14 protein-coding genes and 1 tRNA gene are annotated in these 15,137 nt (G+C 71.8%); 3 read left to right on the top strand and 12 right to left on the bottom strand.

Going from position 1 to position 15,137, the window contains the following annotated elements:
- Positions 1-27: 27 nt before the first annotated feature.
- Together ACFYOH_RS08100 and ACFYOH_RS08105 are read right to left on the bottom strand one after the other, a co-directional pair.
- Complete coding sequence (locus tag ACFYOH_RS08100; protein ID WP_388622388.1) at positions 28-762, bottom strand: aquaporin; 735 nt, start codon at positions 760-762, stop codon at positions 28-30.
- Complete coding sequence (locus ACFYOH_RS08105; RefSeq protein WP_388622390.1) at positions 759-1,133, bottom strand: ArsR/SmtB family transcription factor; 375 nt, start codon at positions 1,131-1,133, stop codon at positions 759-761. Before ACFYOH_RS08105 ends, ACFYOH_RS08100 begins: the two co-directional genes overlap by 4 nt.
- Positions 1,134-1,239: 106 nt before the next feature.
- Here ACFYOH_RS08105 and arsM point away from each other — a divergent pair, with 106 nt between their 5' ends.
- Both arsM and ACFYOH_RS08115 read left to right on the top strand, forming a co-directional pair.
- Positions 1,240-2,019: an arsenite methyltransferase gene (gene arsM / locus ACFYOH_RS08110; RefSeq protein ID WP_388622392.1), complete on the top strand. Its 780-nt coding sequence runs from the start codon at positions 1,240-1,242 to the stop codon at positions 2,017-2,019.
- A gap of 267 nt (positions 2,020-2,286) precedes the next feature.
- The gene (locus ACFYOH_RS08115; RefSeq protein WP_388622393.1) at positions 2,287-2,964 is read left to right on the top strand and encodes a GAP family protein; all 678 of its coding nucleotides are present in this window, start codon (positions 2,287-2,289) and stop codon (positions 2,962-2,964) included.
- 41 nt (positions 2,965-3,005) lie between these two features.
- Here ACFYOH_RS08115 and ACFYOH_RS08120 read toward each other — a convergent pair whose 3' ends face one another.
- Both ACFYOH_RS08120 and ACFYOH_RS08125 read right to left on the bottom strand, forming a co-directional pair.
- Positions 3,006-3,650, bottom strand: coding sequence for a LuxR C-terminal-related transcriptional regulator (locus ACFYOH_RS08120; protein WP_388622395.1), 645 nt, complete (start codon positions 3,648-3,650; stop codon positions 3,006-3,008).
- The gene (locus ACFYOH_RS08125; protein WP_388622397.1) at positions 3,614-5,233 is read right to left on the bottom strand and encodes a histidine kinase; all 1,620 of its coding nucleotides are present in this window, start codon (positions 5,231-5,233) and stop codon (positions 3,614-3,616) included. The genes ACFYOH_RS08120 and ACFYOH_RS08125 overlap by 37 nt, the downstream gene beginning before the upstream one ends.
- 220 nt (positions 5,234-5,453) lie before the next feature.
- On the opposite strand from ACFYOH_RS08125, the gene ACFYOH_RS08130 reads away from it, so the two are divergent.
- Positions 5,454-6,146: an ABC transporter ATP-binding protein gene (locus ACFYOH_RS08130; protein ID WP_388622399.1), complete on the top strand. Its 693-nt coding sequence runs from the start codon at positions 5,454-5,456 to the stop codon at positions 6,144-6,146.
- Positions 6,147-6,268: 122 nt separating this feature from the next.
- Here ACFYOH_RS08130 and ACFYOH_RS08135 read toward each other — a convergent pair whose 3' ends face one another.
- The 8 genes from ACFYOH_RS08135 to ACFYOH_RS08170 form a co-directional block, all read right to left on the bottom strand.
- Entirely contained in the window at positions 6,269-7,462 is a 1,194-nt protein-coding gene (locus ACFYOH_RS08135) for a PP2C family protein-serine/threonine phosphatase (RefSeq protein ID WP_388622401.1), read from the bottom strand.
- Between the two features lie 74 nt (positions 7,463-7,536).
- Complete coding sequence (locus tag ACFYOH_RS08140) at positions 7,537-8,007, bottom strand: DUF5994 family protein (RefSeq protein ID WP_388622403.1); 471 nt, start codon at positions 8,005-8,007, stop codon at positions 7,537-7,539.
- A gap of 134 nt (positions 8,008-8,141) precedes the next feature.
- Positions 8,142-9,098: an STAS domain-containing protein gene (locus tag ACFYOH_RS08145; RefSeq protein ID WP_388622405.1), complete on the bottom strand. Its 957-nt coding sequence runs from the start codon at positions 9,096-9,098 to the stop codon at positions 8,142-8,144.
- 480 nt (positions 9,099-9,578) lie between these two features.
- Positions 9,579-9,651 (bottom strand) — tRNA-Lys (locus ACFYOH_RS08150).
- Positions 9,652-9,750: 99 nt separating this feature from the next.
- Positions 9,751-11,283 carry an amino acid permease gene (locus tag ACFYOH_RS08155; RefSeq protein ID WP_388622407.1) on the bottom strand — a complete coding sequence of 511 codons (1,533 nt, stop codon included), beginning with the start codon at positions 11,281-11,283 and terminating at the stop codon, positions 9,751-9,753.
- A 263-nt stretch (positions 11,284-11,546) separates the two neighbouring features.
- Positions 11,547-13,742: a DEAD/DEAH box helicase gene (locus ACFYOH_RS08160; protein ID WP_388622409.1), complete on the bottom strand. Its 2,196-nt coding sequence runs from the start codon at positions 13,740-13,742 to the stop codon at positions 11,547-11,549.
- Between the two features lie 235 nt (positions 13,743-13,977).
- Positions 13,978-14,502 (bottom strand): hypothetical protein, encoded by a 525-nt coding sequence (locus ACFYOH_RS08165; RefSeq protein ID WP_388622411.1) that lies wholly within the window; start codon positions 14,500-14,502, stop codon positions 13,978-13,980.
- Positions 14,503-14,673: 171 nt separating this feature from the next.
- A complete protein-coding gene (locus ACFYOH_RS08170; RefSeq protein ID WP_388622413.1) occupies positions 14,674-15,024 on the bottom strand; it encodes a metallopeptidase family protein in 351 nt (116 codons plus the stop codon).
- Positions 15,025-15,137: the final 113 nt, after the last annotated feature.

The raw sequence follows: 15,137 nt of genomic DNA on the forward strand, positions 1-15,137 counted from the left end.
GCAGGTGTCCTTGCGGGCGGAGGGCGGTCAGGAGGAAGTGAGTTCGGGCTCGCCGTGCGGCACGACGACGTCGTCCGCCACGCGGGCGGGACGTCCGTACACGACCGCCACGGCAGCCAGTCCCAGTGCTGCGCCGAGCACTTGTGCCGTGATGAACGGGGCGACGGAGGTGGGGGCGATCCCGGCGAAGGTGTCGGTGAAGGCGCGGCCGACGGTGACGGCGGGATTCGCGAAGGAGGTGGAGGAGGTGAACCAGTAGGCGGCACCGATGTAGCAGGCCACGGCCGGCGGGGCCAGGGAGGCGCGGCCGACGCGCTCCAGGCCGGACACGAGCAGGATCAGCCCGCCCGTGGCGACGACCTCCCCCAGCCACAGATGGCCGGCGGACCGGTCGTGGGTGGAGAACTTCACCAGCGGTTCGCCGAACATGGCGTCGGCCAGCACCGCACCACCGATCGCCCCGGCAACCTGCGCGGGGACGTACGCGGCGACCTCCCGCAGGCTCGGCCCGGCGCCGGTGCGGCGGCCGGTGGACCAGGCGGCCAGGGTGACGACGGGGTTGAAGTGCGCGCCGGAGACGGGCCCGAGCAGCGTGATCAGCACGCCCAGGCCGAAGACGGTGGCCAGCGAGTTGGCCAGCAGTCGCACGCCGACGTCGTGGGAGAGCCCGGTCGCCTGGATGCCGGAGCCTACGACCACGGCCACCAGCAGCCCGGTCCCCACCGCCTCGGCCGCGACACGACGGCCGAGGGACGCGGTCACGCCGTCACCCCGGAGGTCCGCGGCGTCAGGAACCCGGCGAGCTGGTCCAGGGCGCCGGGCAGCGCCCAGTAGTACACCCACGTCCCCCTGCGCTCGCAGTCGACGAGACCGGCCTGGCGGAGCAGCTTGAGGTGGTGGGAGATCGTCGGCTGGGACAGGTCGAAGGCCGGCGTCATCTCGCACACGCAGACCTCCCCGCCCTCCCGCGAGGCGATCATGGACAGCAGGCGCAGGCGCACCGGGTCGCCGAGCGCCTTGAAGACCTTCGCCAGCTCGGCGGCGCGTTCGTCGTCCAGCGGCGCGGCGGCGAGGCCCTGGCAGCAGACGGCGGCACCCTCCTGGCCGATCACCTCAAGCTCTTGTTTCGACATGCCTCTATGTTGACGTTTCTCGATGCAAGGCGCAAGGTTGCATCAATGAACGTCAATACAGGCCGTTCCCGCCACCATGCGTGCCCCGTCACCCTGGAGTGAACCGATGAGCGAGCAGCCCACCGACCTGCGCGAAACCGTCCGCCGGCGGTACGCCGCAGCAGCCATGCACGTCACCGAGGGCGGCATCGCCTGCTGCGGGTCCGAACCGGTCGAGGCCGACGAGAACTTCGGCTCCGCCCGCTACGCCACCGACGAGCGCGACGCCCTGCCCGCCGAAGCGGTCGCCGCCTCCCTCGGCTGCGGCAACCCCACCGCCGTCGCCGAACTCCGCGAGGGCGAACGCGTGCTGGACCTCGGCTCCGGAGGCGGCATCGACGTCCTGTTGTCCGCCCGCCGGGTGGGGCCGACGGGGAAGGCGTACGGCCTGGACATGACCGAGGAGATGCTCGCCCTGGCCCGCGCCAACGCGGCGAGGGCGGGTGCGACGAACGTGGAGTTCCTCAAGGGCACCATCGAGGCGATCCCGCTGCCCGCGAACACCGTCGACGTGGTCATCTCCAACTGCGTGATCAACCTGTCCGTCGACAAGCCCGCCGTCTTCGCCGAGACCTTCCGGGTCCTGCGGCCCGGCGGCCGGATCGGCGTCTTCGACGTCGTCGCCGACGACGCGCTCACGCCCGAACAGCGCGCGCGGCGTGGCGACCACGTCGGCTGCATCGCCGGCGCGCTGTCCTTCGCCGAGTACCGCGCCGGCCTGGAGGCCGCCGGGTTCACGGACATCGAGATCGCCCCGGCCCACTCCGTCGCGGACGGCATGCACTCCGCCCTCGTCCGCGCGACCAAGCCCGCCACCCCCGTCAGGTCGGAACACCGCCGCCGCTGAACGCCCGGGCCCAGGTCGGCCGTCGGCCGGCCTCGGCCATCCCCGTATCCCTTGGCGTGCGCGTCGCGGACCGCCTGCCCGACACCCTCGGCGGAAGCGGCCCCACTCCCTGCCAGGCACGCACGGACAGACTGCGAACGCCGCCGCGGGAATCCCGCCTTCGGCCGTCGACTCGTTCGGCGCATGCAGCGCGCACGGAGAGCTGCGCCAGGCAACGATGGACACGCCCGTCGCCATCCGTCCGCCCCGCACTCAACGGAGGCCGCCTTGGGACACGCTGTCGGTGATGTGCTGGGCCTGGCAGCCGGTGTCGCCGTCAGTCCCCTGCCCATCGTGGCGATCATCCTCATCCTGGCGACGCCCCGCGGTCACCTCAACGGCCCGCTCTTCGCCCTCGGCTGGGTCCTGGGCCTCGCCGTCCTGGGAGCGATCATGCTCGCCGTGGGCGGCTCGGGCAGTGCCTCCACCCACAAGCACCCGGCCACCTGGGTAGGGGCCCTGAAACTCGCCCTCGGGCTGCTCCTGGTTCTGTTCGGCGCCCGATTGTGGCGTCGGCGCCCCGCCGACCCCGCCCAGGCGCAGTTGCCGAAGTGGATGGCCGCGATCGACCGGTTCACCCCGCTGAAGATCCTCGGACTCGGGCTCGCGCTGTCGGCGGCCAACGCCAAGAACGCCCCTTTGACCATCGCCGCCGGTGCCTCGATCAGCTCGGCCGGAATCCCCCTCCCGCAACAGATCGGCGCCCTCGCCGTCTTCGTGCTCATTGCCTCGGTCGGCGTACTCGCACCGCTCGCCGTCTACCTGCTCATGGGCGAACGGGCGAAAAGCGTGCTCGGCAACTGGCGGGACTGGGCCACCCGCCACAACGTCGCCGTCATGGCGGTCCTGTTCTTCGTCCTCGGCCTCAAACTGCTCGGCGACGGCATCGGCATCGTCGCCTCCTGACCGTGTGGGACGGGTTCGCGGGCGAGTCGGCAGGAGCGCCTTCAGCGGTTGAGGTACGCCAGCACCGCGAGGACGCGCCGGTTGTCGTCGTCGGAGGGCTGCAGGCCGAGCCGCGTGAAGATCGAGGCCGTGTGCTTGGACACCGACCGCTCGGTGATCACCAGGTGCTGGGCGATGGCAGCGTTGGAGCGCCCCTCCGCCATCAGCGCGAGCACCTCCCGCTCGCGCGGGCTCAGCGCGGCCACGGGGCCGTCGGCGGAGTTGTGGGCCAGCAGACGGGCGATCACCTCGGGGTCCATCGCGGTGCCGCCTGCCGCCACCCGCCGCACCGCGTCGATGAACTGGGCGCCGTCCATCACCCGGTCCTTGAGGAGGTACCCGGTGCCGCCCTGGCCGGCGGCCAGCAACTCACGGGCGTAGAGCTGCTCGACGTACTGGGAGAGGACCAGGACCGGAAGCCCGGGGGTGAGCCGGCGGGCCTCCAGTGCGGCGCGCAGGCCCTCGTCGGTGAAGGTCGGTGGCAGTCGTACGTCCACGATCGCCGCGTGGGGTCTCTCCGCCGCCACCGCGGCCAGCAGGTCCGGGCCGTTGTCCACGGCCGCCGCCACCTCGAATCCGTGTGCCTCCAGCAGACGCGTCAGGCCGTCCCTCAGGAGGAAGAGGTCTTCGGCGATGACAACGCGCACGGGATCTCCATGTTCACGATGGTCGGACCGCCGGGCGGGCTGCTGACGGCGAGCACTCCGTCGAAGGAGGCGAGGCGACGCTCGACACCGCGCAGGCCCGTGCCGGCCGCGGGATCGGCCCCACCCCGGCCGTCGTCGGTGACGGTGATCCGCAGCGTACCCGTGGCCGCACCGCCGTCATGGCCGATCTCGATCCATATCTGCCGGGCCTCCGCGTGCTTGGTCACATTGGCCAGCAGCTCGCTCACCGTGAAGTAGGCCGCCGACTCCACCGGAGCGGGCGCCCGGCCCGGCAGGTCGGAGCTGAAGTGCAGCCGGTACGGCAGGTCGAGGGCGAGTGCGTGCACCGCGTCGGCCAGGCCCCGGTCGGCCAGTACCGGCGGATGGATGCCGCGGATCAGGTCACGCAGTTCCGCCAGCGCCCGCGCCGAGGACGCCTTGACCTCGGCCAGCATGCTCCGCGCCGCCTCGGGGTCGGTGGCCAACAGGTGTTCCGCCGTGTCCAGGGCCATGCCCATGGCCACCAGCCGGGCCTGCGCGCCGTCGTGCAGATCGCGCTCGATCCGGCGCATCTCGGCCGCCCCGGCGTCGAGGGTGTCGGACCGGGTCTGCGCCAGGTGGTCGACGCGTTGCGCCAGTTCCTCCTGTCGGCTGGGGCCCAGCAGATAGCGGGCCGACCGGCCGTACGCCGACATCAGCCGGGGCGCGGCCCACAGCACGAGCGGCAGCGCCGTCAGAAACGCCGTCGTCACCGTGAGGAGTGCCAGGAACACATGCGCGTTGGCGGGCTGCAGCGTGGCGGAACCGAGGAACGTGCCGAGTATCTGAGCCGCGACGTAGAGGGGGATGGCGAGCAGCGCGGCGAGGACACAGCCCACGCCTCCGGTGAAGGAGGTCCACAGCAGGTCCCGCCAGGTCGCCGGGTCGGTCAGGAGCCAACGTGCCCACAGCCGGGATCGCCCCCACAGCGATCGTCCGCCGGTGGCGGGCGCGGCACGGTACGGCACCGGGACGGGCACCCCGCACCACGAACCCGCCATCCTCCGGTGCAGCCCGGCCACCCAGCGCATGCCCAGCAGGCTGCAGGGGAGCAGCGGCAAGCTGAGCCAGACGACGCCGTGGTCGCCGCCGGGCAGCGGCCCGTGACGGACCGCCAGGGCGGCCAGCGTCAGGACCGGCGGGACCAGCAGCGTCGCCCAGCCCTTCCCGAAGACGCCCTCGCCGACCCGGCCCGCCCTGCCGCCGCGGACAAGCCGGCGCGCCCCCAGCACCGCGCAGGGAAGCAGGGCGAGGACCGTCAACAGCCAGAAGTGGTACCTGTCCTTACTGGCGCCGCTCGTCATCGCGGAGGCCGGCGGTTGCCACGCCCGGACCAGCAGGTCGACCGCGAGCAGTCCGGGGACGGCCAGCAGGGCCGCGGCCCCGATCAGGCTGACGCCCCAGACCGCGGCCAGCCGGACCGTCGCCAGGACGCCCCTGCCGATCCGGGACGGCTCGGGTTCCGGTTCCGATTCCCCTCGCACGCCGTGGTACGGGCTGCGGGGTCCAGGCCCGCTGCCCGGGCTGATCGCACTACCGCTCACGTCCGCTCTCCTCCCCTGTCGCTCCGGACCAGTGTGCGAGCCGGCCGTACCGCCCGGCATCGGTCCTGGGCCCCGGAAGCGGGATGTAGCCAGCTACACCGCCAAGACCCCGCTCAGCCCCGTGTCGGCGAACTCCCGTCTCTCCCTAGCTCCTTCGGCGGCTACGACGGTCACCGCAGGAGCGGTGCCCCGGTCGTCGCCCCGACACGTGGGAGGACCCGTGACCGCGCCGATCATCGAGATCCGCGACGCGAGCAAGAAGTACGACGGCGGCCCCTCGGCGCTGGCCGGCCTGGACCTGGAGGTGAACCCCGGCGAGGCATTGGCGATCCTCGGGCCTTCGGGCAGCGGCAAGTCCACCCTGCTCAACCTGATCGCCGGGCTGGACCGGCCCTCGGAGGGCACCGTCACCGTGGACGGACTCCGCCTGGACGGGCTGGGCGAGGCCGAGCTGGCGAGGTACCGCAGGGAACGGATCGGGATGGTCTTCCAGTTCTTCAACCTGCTGGACGACCTGACCGTGGCGGACAACGTGCTGCTGCCGGCCCAGTTGGCGGGCCGACCGCGCGCCCTGGCCCGGCACGAGGCGACCGGCCTGCTGGAGCGCCTGGGTATCGCCCGGCACGCGCGCGCTTTCCCCGGCCGTCTCTCCGGCGGTGAACGGCAACGGGTCGCGGTGGCGAGGGCGCTGATGAACAGTCCGCGACTGCTGCTGGCCGACGAGCCGACCGGTGCGCTGGACAGCCCCTCCGCGGTGGAGGTCCGGGACCTGCTGGCCGAGCTGAATCGCGAGGGGCAGACGATCGTGCTGGTCACGCACGACACCGCGCTGGCGGCCTCCTGCGCGACCCGCACCGTCGAACTCGTCGACGGCCGGATCGCCCGCGACGTCGTGCGGACGGTGGCCGGATGAGCGCGCTGGGCAGGGTGGTCCGCGCCGGTGTCGGCCGGCGCCGGATGCAGACCCTGTGGGAGGCGGACAGACAGCGTCGGGCTGATGAGTCGCCCCGCACCGGGACAGACCCTGCGGTCCGGTCAGCCGCGCCACTCCACCAGGAGCAGCGTCGCATCGTCCGTGGTCTGGCCGCCCCGCGCCCGCTTGAGTGTGTGCGACAGGGCACGCGCCACCGCCCGGACCCCGCGGCCGGTTCTCTCCAGCCCGTTCACCCAGTCGATCAACTGCTCCTCCCCGAACTGCTCCTCGCCCGCCGCGTGCTCCTCGATCAGCCCGTCGGTGAAGCACAGGACGCGGTCTCCCCGTTCCAACCCCAGCGCACTTACCTCCGGCTCCGCACCGCCAAGGCCCACGGGGAGAGTCGTCGGGCCGACCAGTCGGCGCGTGACACGGTGGTCGCGGACGAGTATCGGTGCGGGGTGTCCGGCGTTGACCCACTGCAGGTGGCCCGTCGTCGTGTCCAGCCGCATCATCTGCGCGGTGACGAAGTGGTCGGCGCCGAACTGCTTCGCCACGGCGTCGTCCATGAAGGCGTAGATCTCCGTCAGGCCGGTGCTCAGGCGGCGGGCATAGCGGTACGCGCCGATGGCCACGGTGGCCATCGTGGCCGCGCCGAGGCCGTGCCCCATCGCGTCGATCATGGCCAGGTGGAGGACGTCGCCGTTGAGCGCGTAGTCGAAGCTGTCCCCCGCCACGTCGTACGCGGGCTCCAGGACTCCGGCCAGGGCGACGCGCGACATGATCATGGCCAGGGGCGGCAGCAGCGCCCACTGGATCTCGGCGGCCACGCTCATCGGTTCACGGCGTCGGGTACGGAAGAACAGGTCGGAATATCCGTGCTTGGTCACCAGCAGGTCGGCCACCAGAGCGGAGAGCCGGCGCAGCATGCGGCGGTCGTCGTCGTCGACCCGGTCCAGCGTCACGGCCATGACGCCCACCTGGTCGCCGCCGTCGAGCAGCGGCAGGTGGACGCGTACGCCGTCACCCTCGGGCAGCTCGACGGGCAGCGCACCGAGAAAGCAGCGGCCCGCGGCGGAATCGTCGATCACCTGGGGGTCCCCGCCCGCGAGGCCCTCACCGGGCAGGGGTACGAGCAGCAGCTGGCCGTAGTCCTGCAGCAGGATCTGCGGACGGCGGCCCCCCAGCCGCTCCATCATGTCGGCGACCAGTGGGCCGACGAGGTGGGGCGGAAGCTCGTGTGCGCGATCGAGAACCGTCCCGAGGAGCGCTTCCCCGAAGCTCTCGGAGCGGTCCGCGCGTGGTTCGGCCGTCATCCGCTCACCCGACGTGATCCACGCGGACACGGGCGGCGGTGGCCGACGAAAGAGCTGCCTGTCCCATCAGTCCATCATGGGCCGTTCCGCTGCCTGCCGCTCTCCTGGCCGAGGCCGTCCTCGACACGGGCGAGGATGCGCTGAGCCGACTGCGTGTTCCAGGGATCGGCGGCGGCCGTCAGCAGCCGACCGGCCGTTCCCGTCGGCTCGTCGGGCGGGATGACCAGCAGCTCCCAGCGCCCCACGGTGCCGCACTCCAGGGTGATGGCATGCGCTTCGTCGGCGGCATCGCTCAGAACGACCTCGATCACGTGGTCGGGCGAGGACACCGTTCCCGGGGCGTCGGGCCACGCGGCAGTCCCCACCGTGACGCGGGTGACCGTACCGTGGCCGGGGTCCAACGAGCCCACGAGGGCGGGCAACTCCAGCTCGAGGACGTCACAGCGCGGCCACCATGCTCCGTCGAGCGGGCCGTGGCTGGACTCCGGGGTGAGGCTCAACCGCGCCAGCGGCATCCGGTACGTGTGCTCGTCATCCGTTGGCATACCTCCGGCGGGCGGTGTGAGGGAGTCCATCGTGCGATCCCGTCCCGGGCAGTGAAGGCGCTGCCCTCGTTCGTCACTCGCCGGGAACGGCGCCGCCAGATCGTGCGCCCGACATGCTCTCGGTGTCTCCCAGGCTACGCCCGGCCCGGGCCCAAGGCCGGAGGCGCCGGTACAGGTGCGTTCTCCGGGAAGAGGACCAGCACGCAGGGTGTGCCCAGACCGGGCAGCCCCACCATCTCTCCGCAATTTCGCCAGCCCCAGGACTCGAAGGCGGCCTGGCCGGCCTGGTCTGCCGGACGGATCAGGGCGACTCCGAGCGCGGTGCGCCGGTCGGCCAGCAGACGCTGTTGCAGACGGCGACCGATGTCTCGGCGCTGGGCGTGATGATGCGCAACGACCTGGGTGAGGAGCAGGAACCGGGCACAGCCGGTGAGCCGCTGGACGCTCTCCTGCAACCCCCGCTCCGAGCGGGCACCGGGACCCACCGGGAATCCGAAGGCGCACCCCACCAGCACCGTCGTTTCGGCGACCAGCAACGCAAAGCCGGGCCGTCGGGCGCTGACGGCAAGCCGCCCCAAGAAGTCGCCCCGCTCCCGGTCCGCGCTCGCTGACAAGCCCGCGAGGGGTTCCACGGCCAGGTCGGCGATGTCCTCGCTCAGGTCCTCCGCCTGCCAGCGGGTCAGGCGGCGGAGACGGATCCCGTCCTTCACTACAGGTGCACTGACCAGGCCGCCGCCGCCCTGCTGCTCGTCGGCCGACGGAGACGCACCCGGCACCTCACTGACCAGGGAGGCGGAGCCGGTGACGGTGAGAAGTCGGGTGATCTGGGCGCACGGATGGTGCAGCCGCACGAAAGCATGCGCCCGGTCCGCGTGTTGCGACGCCGTCAGGAAGACGTCCAGGCCCTGGGAGTCACAGAAGCCGACGGTGGTGAGATCGACGTCGATGCCGGTCACGCCGTCGCGCAGGCACTGCTCCAGCGCGGCCCGCAACAGGGGAGCCGTGGCGGGTCCGATCGCGCCGACGAGCGTGACGAGGGCCCGCTCTCCCCGGTCACGCCGGTGGATGTCCAGCCGCTGCACGACCGTCACGCCGCCCCTCGGCAGGGAAACGCGATGACCAGGGAGGGTCGCGGAGTTGCTGTGATCGCGGTGGCCATGATGCCGACCCGTCTCCGCACCGTCCGCTCGGGCGGCCCGGGTTTTCGTCTCTCGCCGAGGACGACCCGACAGGAGAGTCGGAGTGCGTGACACCCTCGGTACTTTCACCGTACGTCGCCGGCAACCGGAAATGTGGCGCCGGACAGACTCATCCGAGCCGAGCACACCGCCTGCCGAACGGGTCCATGGAGACATCCGCGGCAGACGGCCCACTCGTGGGGCACTCTGCTTGACCCCATACCTACGGGGTATCCACCGCCGCCGGGCCCAAGCACGTTCCGCAGGCCACGGGCACATCCGCTCACGCATCGCTCACGCACGGGCCTGAAAACGAAGCAGCGCCCGAGCCGACCGAAGCCGACTCAGGCGCTGCCCAGCAGGTCAGGGGCCATATCCCCCGCCTGCAACCCGTAGGCCCTGTGGGACTCGAACCCACAACCAATGGATTAAAAGTCCACTGCTCTGCCAATTGAGCTAAGGGCCCAGGCGATGTTGCCTGTCCGAGCATAGCCGGACGCGGCCGTGTCTCCGATCGGGTATCGGTGACGCGGCCGCGTCGGGAGGGGAGCAAGGCTCCGGATGGTCACTTTTCGACCAGCTCCGGGGCCCGGGTCCGCTCCTCGCCGAGGAACCAGTGGCGGGCCGAGGCCAGCCACCAGGTCGCGGCGAAGCCGAGGACGACCAGGACCGCGACCGGGGCGTAGTTGAACGTCTTCCAGGTGACCGGGGAGACCTGCGGGAGCATGAAGAGGATGGTGATCGCGGCCACCCACAGCACCGAGACCACGCCGATCGCGCCCGACCAGCGGCCCAGGTGCCAGGGCCCGCGTTCGAAGGCGGCCCCCTTGCGGACCCGCAGGAAGGTCGGGATGACGTACGCGATGTAGAGGCCGATGACGGCGATGGAGGTCACCGCCGCGTACGCCGTCGAGTTGATCAGGTAGGGCAGGCCGAGGACGAGGGCGGCCAGCGCGGCCAGCCAGACCGCGGCCACGGGGGTGCGGGTGCGGGGGCTGACCGTGTGCCAGACGCGGGAGAAGGGCAGCGCGCCGTCGCGTGAGAAGGCGTAGATCATGCGGCTGTTGGCGGTCACCGAGGCCATGCCGCAGAAGAGCTGGGCGCCGATCACGACCAGCAGCAACAGCTTCCCCGTCGTCGCTCCGAGCGCGTCCAGGAGGATCTGGGCCGGGGGCACGCCCGTCGGGGACGCCAGTTCCTTGTCGTACGACTGGATCGCGAACGTGAAGCCGAGCAGGAGCACGAAGCCGGCGATCCAGGACGTCCAGATCGAGCGGACGATGCCCTTCGGGCCCGCCGTGGAGGCGTCGTGGGTCTCCTCGGTCATGTGGGCGGAGGCGTCGTAGCCGGTGAAGGTGTACTGGGCCATCAGGAGGCCGAGCAGGACGACGTAGGTGCCGCTGCCCCAGCCCGTCTCGTTGACGAACTTCGTGAACACGAACGTCGCCGACTGATGGTGGTCGGGGACGAAGGCGAGCGCGCCGACGATCACCGCGACGCCCAGCACGTGCCACCACACGCTCACGTCGTTCAGGAACGCGACGATCCGGACACCGAAGGTGTTCAGCAGGCCGTGGAGGATCAGGATCGCCGCGAAGATGAGGACCGTGCGGCCCGGAGTCACCTTGAAGCCGAACTGGAGGTCCAGGTACGCGCCCAGGAAGGAGGCCGCGCCGAAGTCGATGCCGGCGGTCACCGCGACCTGGCCCAGCACGTTGAACCAGCCGGTGAACCAGGCCCAGGCCGCCGCCGAGCGGGGTGGGGCGAGGCGGTGCGCCCAGAAGTACAGGCCCGCCGAGGTGGGGTACGCCGAGCAGATCTCGGCCATCGACAGGCCGACGAACAGGGTCATCAGGCCCACCGCCACCCAGCCCCAGGTGATCACCGCGGGGCCGCCGGTGGTCATGCCGAAGAGGTAGAGGGTCAGGCAGCCGGAGAGGACCGAGATGATCGTGAAGGAGACGGCGTAGTTCGAGAACGCCGACATCCGGCGGGCGAGGACCTGGGTGTAACCGAGCTGGGCCAGCCGTTCCTCGTCCGACAGGCCGGACGGGCCGGACATTTCCTGCTGCCCGCTCACTCTCGCGTCATCTGTCATGCCCCCAGCAATTCCCTTACCGAAGGCGTGACATGCGTCATAACATGGCCAAAAAAAGCCCCTGCAAGACGCCTCTCAGAAGAGACCTTGCAGCCCTGCCGGCCGGTCCCGATCTTCACGTGGGCGGCGAACCATCCCTTGCCGTCGCCGCTGCAGCGGTAGCGGTTGCCCGCAGGACAATGCCGAAGGGCCCGTACGACCGGGGTCGTACGGGCCCTTGTCGGGTCACTCGGCGTCAGCCGTCACCCTCGTGGGGCGCGGCGTCAGCCGTTGCGCTTCCAGCGCGGCTTGTCCTCGCGGCGGCCGAAGGAGGAGCCGTTGCCGCGGTGGTCGTCACGGCGGCCGTAGGGACGCTCGTGGCCGCCGGTGCGGAAGCCCGGGCGGTCGTCCCGGCGGTCGCGGTTGAACGGACGGTCGCTGCCCCGGTGCCCGCCGCGCTCGTCCCGGCGGAAGCCGCCACGGTCGTCACGGCGGTCGAAGGAACGGCCACCGCGGTCGTCACGGCGCTCGAAACCACGGTCGGCGCGGTCGTCGCGACGGTCACGGTCGAACGGACGACGGTCGTCGCGACGCTCGGCTCGGTCGCGGTCGAAGCCACGGCCACCCCGGTCGTCACGGCGCTCGAAACCACGGCTACCGCGGTCATCACGGCGGTCACGGTCGAACGGACGACGGTCCTCGCGACGCTCGAAACCACGGCCACCCCGGTCGTCACGACGCTCGAAACCACGGTCGTCACGGCGGTCACGGTCGAAGGGGCGGCGGTCGTCACGACGGTCGCGGTCGAAGCCACGGCCGCCACGGTCCTCACGGCGCTCGAAGCCTCGGTCGCCGCGCTGCTCACCCCGGTCCCGGTCGAAGCCGCGCCGCTCCCGGCGCTCGTACGGCGCCGAAGCCGCCGGACGCTCCTCGCGCTCGGGCTCCCGCTGCGCCGGCTCCTCGGCCACGGCCGCGAGCTCCTCCGCCGCCGTCGCCTGGGCCTCGGCCACCGCGGCCTCCGGGTCCTCGCCGCGCTCGCGGGCGACCCGGGCGACCAGCCGGTCGGCCTCCTCGCGCAGCTCGGTCGCACGGCGCTGGGCGCGCTCCAGCTGCTTGGTGAGCTGGGCGACCTCGCGCTCGGCCTGCTGGGCGGCGTTGGCGGCGGACTCGGCCTGGACCTCGGTCATGGAGCGGGCGCCGGTGATCTCGGCGACCTCCGGGTCGAAGGCGGCACCGCCCTGGATGATGTGGCGGGCCGCGTCGACGCCGGCGTCCTCCATCAGACGGAAGATCTGGCGCCGCTGGTGCGGCAGGGAGAGGGAGACGACCGTGCCGGTGCGGCCCGCGCGGGCCGTACGGCCGGCGCGGTGCAGGTAGTCCTTGTGGTCGCCGGCCGGGTCGACGTTCAGGACGAGGTCGATGCCGTCGACGTGGATGCCGCGGGCGGCGACGTCGGTGGCGACGAGGACGTTGACGTACCCGTCCTTGAAGTCGGCCAGGGTGCGGGTGCGGGCACCCTGGGTCATGCCGCCGTGCAGCGCGTCGGCCTTCACGCCCGCCTCGCGCAGCTGCTCGGCGACGCGGTCGGCGCCCAGCTGGGTGCGGACGAAGATGATCGTGCGGCCCTTGCGGGAGGCGATCGCGGCCGTGACCGGCGCCTTGTCCTTGGGCTTCACGATGAGGATGTGGTGCGACATGGTCGTCACCGCGCCCTGGGCCGCGTCCACCTCGTGGGAGACGGGGCTGTTCAGGTAGCGGTCGACCAGGGTCTGGATCTCGTTCTCCATGGTGGCGGAGAAGAGCATGCGCTGGCCGTCGGCCGGGACCTGGTCGAGCAGTTCGGTGACCTCGGGCAGGAAGCCCAGGTCGGACATCTGGTCGGCCTCGTCGAGGACGGCGATCTGGACGTCCTGGAGGGAGCAGGCGCCGCGGTTGATGATGTCGCGCAGCCGGCCCGGGGTGGCGACCAGGATGTCGACGCCGCGCTCCAGGGCGTAGATCTGGTTGCCCATCGAGGTGCCGCCGCAGACGACCTTCATCTTCAGGCCGACGACGTCGCCGTACGGCTGGAGGGCGTCGGCGACCTGCATGGCCAGCTCGCGGGTCGGGGTGAGGATGACGGCGCGGGGCCGCTTCTTCTCGGTGCGGCCGCCGGCCAGCTGGGCCAGGGTCGGCAGACCGAAGGAGAGGGTCTTGCCGGAGCCGGTGCGGCCACGGCCGAGGATGTCCTTGCCGGCCAGGGCGTCCGGGATGGTCGCGGCCTGGATCGGGAAGGGGGTCGTCACGCCGTTCTGCGCGAGCTTGCGCACAACGCCCTCGGGCAGGCCGAGGTCGGCGAAGGTGGTCTGGGGGGTGGTGTCAGCGGCCTCGGGGGCCTCGGTGATCTCGGCCGTCGCGTCGTTGAGCTCCTTGTCGAGCTCATCGAGCTCGTTGAGCTCGTTCTCGGACACGACGAACTGATCAGTACTGGACACGGACATGCGAATGCGAAACCTTCCGGAGTCTCGTCGGCACGCGCCCGTCAACTCCGTGATTCGCTCACGACCGCCTCGATGCGGTCCGCCACGGCAAAGGAGAGTACGCGCCACACGGCGCGCTCTGTGGTGGCGCCGGGCAAATGGGATCAAACGATCTGCCACCATACGCACTCACTGCCCCTGAAGGCAAACCGGCTCCATATCCGCAGGTGAGCCGTGCCTTTGGTGCGTCCGACGATCACGCCGCGACGTCCGCCCCGGGCTCCGGTGCCGGTTCGCGCTCGATGAGCTGTGTCCCCGGCCCCTCGTGGGCCGAGGAGGACGGCTCGGCCGACGGGGGCTCGGAGGTCGCCGGTGGCGGGGTGGAGGCGGGCGGCGGGGGCGGGGCGGAGGTGGCCGGAGGCGTCGGCGGGGCGTTGGTCGGCGCCGGGCCGCCGGGGTCGACGGTCCCGCCGGGCTTGCCGGGCTTCGCCGGGGCCGCGGGCGAGCTGCCCTCGCCGGACGAGGCGGTGGCCGACGGAGAGGCCGACTCCTCTCCCGGTTTCTTCTTGCCGCCGTGCTCGTGCTCGCCGTCACCCCTCGCGCCGTCGTGCCCGCCGGGGCCGCCGCCGTCGTCCACCGGGCCGCCGTCGGACCCCTCGCCCCCGTGCCGCCCCGCGGAGTGCGAGGGCCTGGTCCGGCCCGCGTCGTCGCCCACGTTCACACAGCCGGCGGCAGCGGCGAGGGTCAGCACCGTGACGGTGAGCCGGACGGGTACGGACATGGGGCGCACGGCGGCCACCTCCGGAGGCAAGGAAAGGAGTCAACCTCCCCAACTCCCGCCGCCCGCAAGAGGACACGCGCCCCGCACGCATCCCCGCGCGACCACGCGCCCCTCACGGTCGCCCGGCCACGCCCGCGTCACCTTCGGCGCCCACCGATACCCAGGGCTGTCTCACCCGTACCCAAGGGTGTGCAGCCGGGCGTCGTCGATGCCGAAGTGATGGGCGATCTCGTGCACCACGGTCACCTCGGTCTCCACGACGACGTCCTCGCGCGACTCGCACATCCGCAGCGTCGGCCCGCGGTAGATGGTGATCCGGTCGGGCAGCACCCCCGCGTACCACTCGCCCCGGTCGGTCAGCGGCGTGCCCTCGTACAGTCCGAGCAGCCCGGGGTCGTCAGCGGGCGGTTCGTCCTCCACGAACACCGCCACGTTGTCCATGAGCCGCATCAGCTCCGGCGGGATCCGGTCGAGCGCCTCGGCGACCAGTTCCTCGAACTCCTCACGCGTCATCTCCAGCACAGGGTCATTGTCCGGTACGAGGGCCCGTACGAGAGCGGTGCGCCACCGCATATCCGCCCGGGTACATGGGCATACGGCACCAATGGTCCGCGTCTCCGTCGCAGCCCTCCGCA

The organism is Streptomyces sp. NPDC007856 (assembly GCF_042868225.1).
GTDB lineage: Bacteria > Actinomycetota > Actinomycetes > Streptomycetales > Streptomycetaceae > Streptomyces.

Excerpts from the sequence above, each read along its gene's own strand:
- arsM (WP_388622392.1), top strand. The coding sequence starts at position 1,240 with ATGAGCGAGCAGCCCACCGACCTGCGCGAAACCGTCCGCCGGCGGTAC.
- ACFYOH_RS08140 (WP_388622403.1), bottom strand. The coding sequence starts at position 8,007 with ATGCCAACGGATGACGAGCACACGTACCGGATGCCGCTGGCGCGGTTG.
- ACFYOH_RS08165 (WP_388622411.1), bottom strand. The coding sequence starts at position 14,502 with ATGTCCGTACCCGTCCGGCTCACCGTCACGGTGCTGACCCTCGCCGCT.
- ACFYOH_RS08135 (WP_388622401.1), bottom strand. The coding sequence starts at position 7,462 with ATGACGGCCGAACCACGCGCGGACCGCTCCGAGAGCTTCGGGGAAGCG.
- ACFYOH_RS08160 (WP_388622409.1), bottom strand. The coding sequence starts at position 13,742 with ATGTCCGTGTCCAGTACTGATCAGTTCGTCGTGTCCGAGAACGAGCTC.
- ACFYOH_RS08155 (WP_388622407.1), bottom strand. The coding sequence starts at position 11,283 with ATGACAGATGACGCGAGAGTGAGCGGGCAGCAGGAAATGTCCGGCCCG.
- ACFYOH_RS08105 (WP_388622390.1), bottom strand. The coding sequence starts at position 1,133 with ATGTCGAAACAAGAGCTTGAGGTGATCGGCCAGGAGGGTGCCGCCGTC.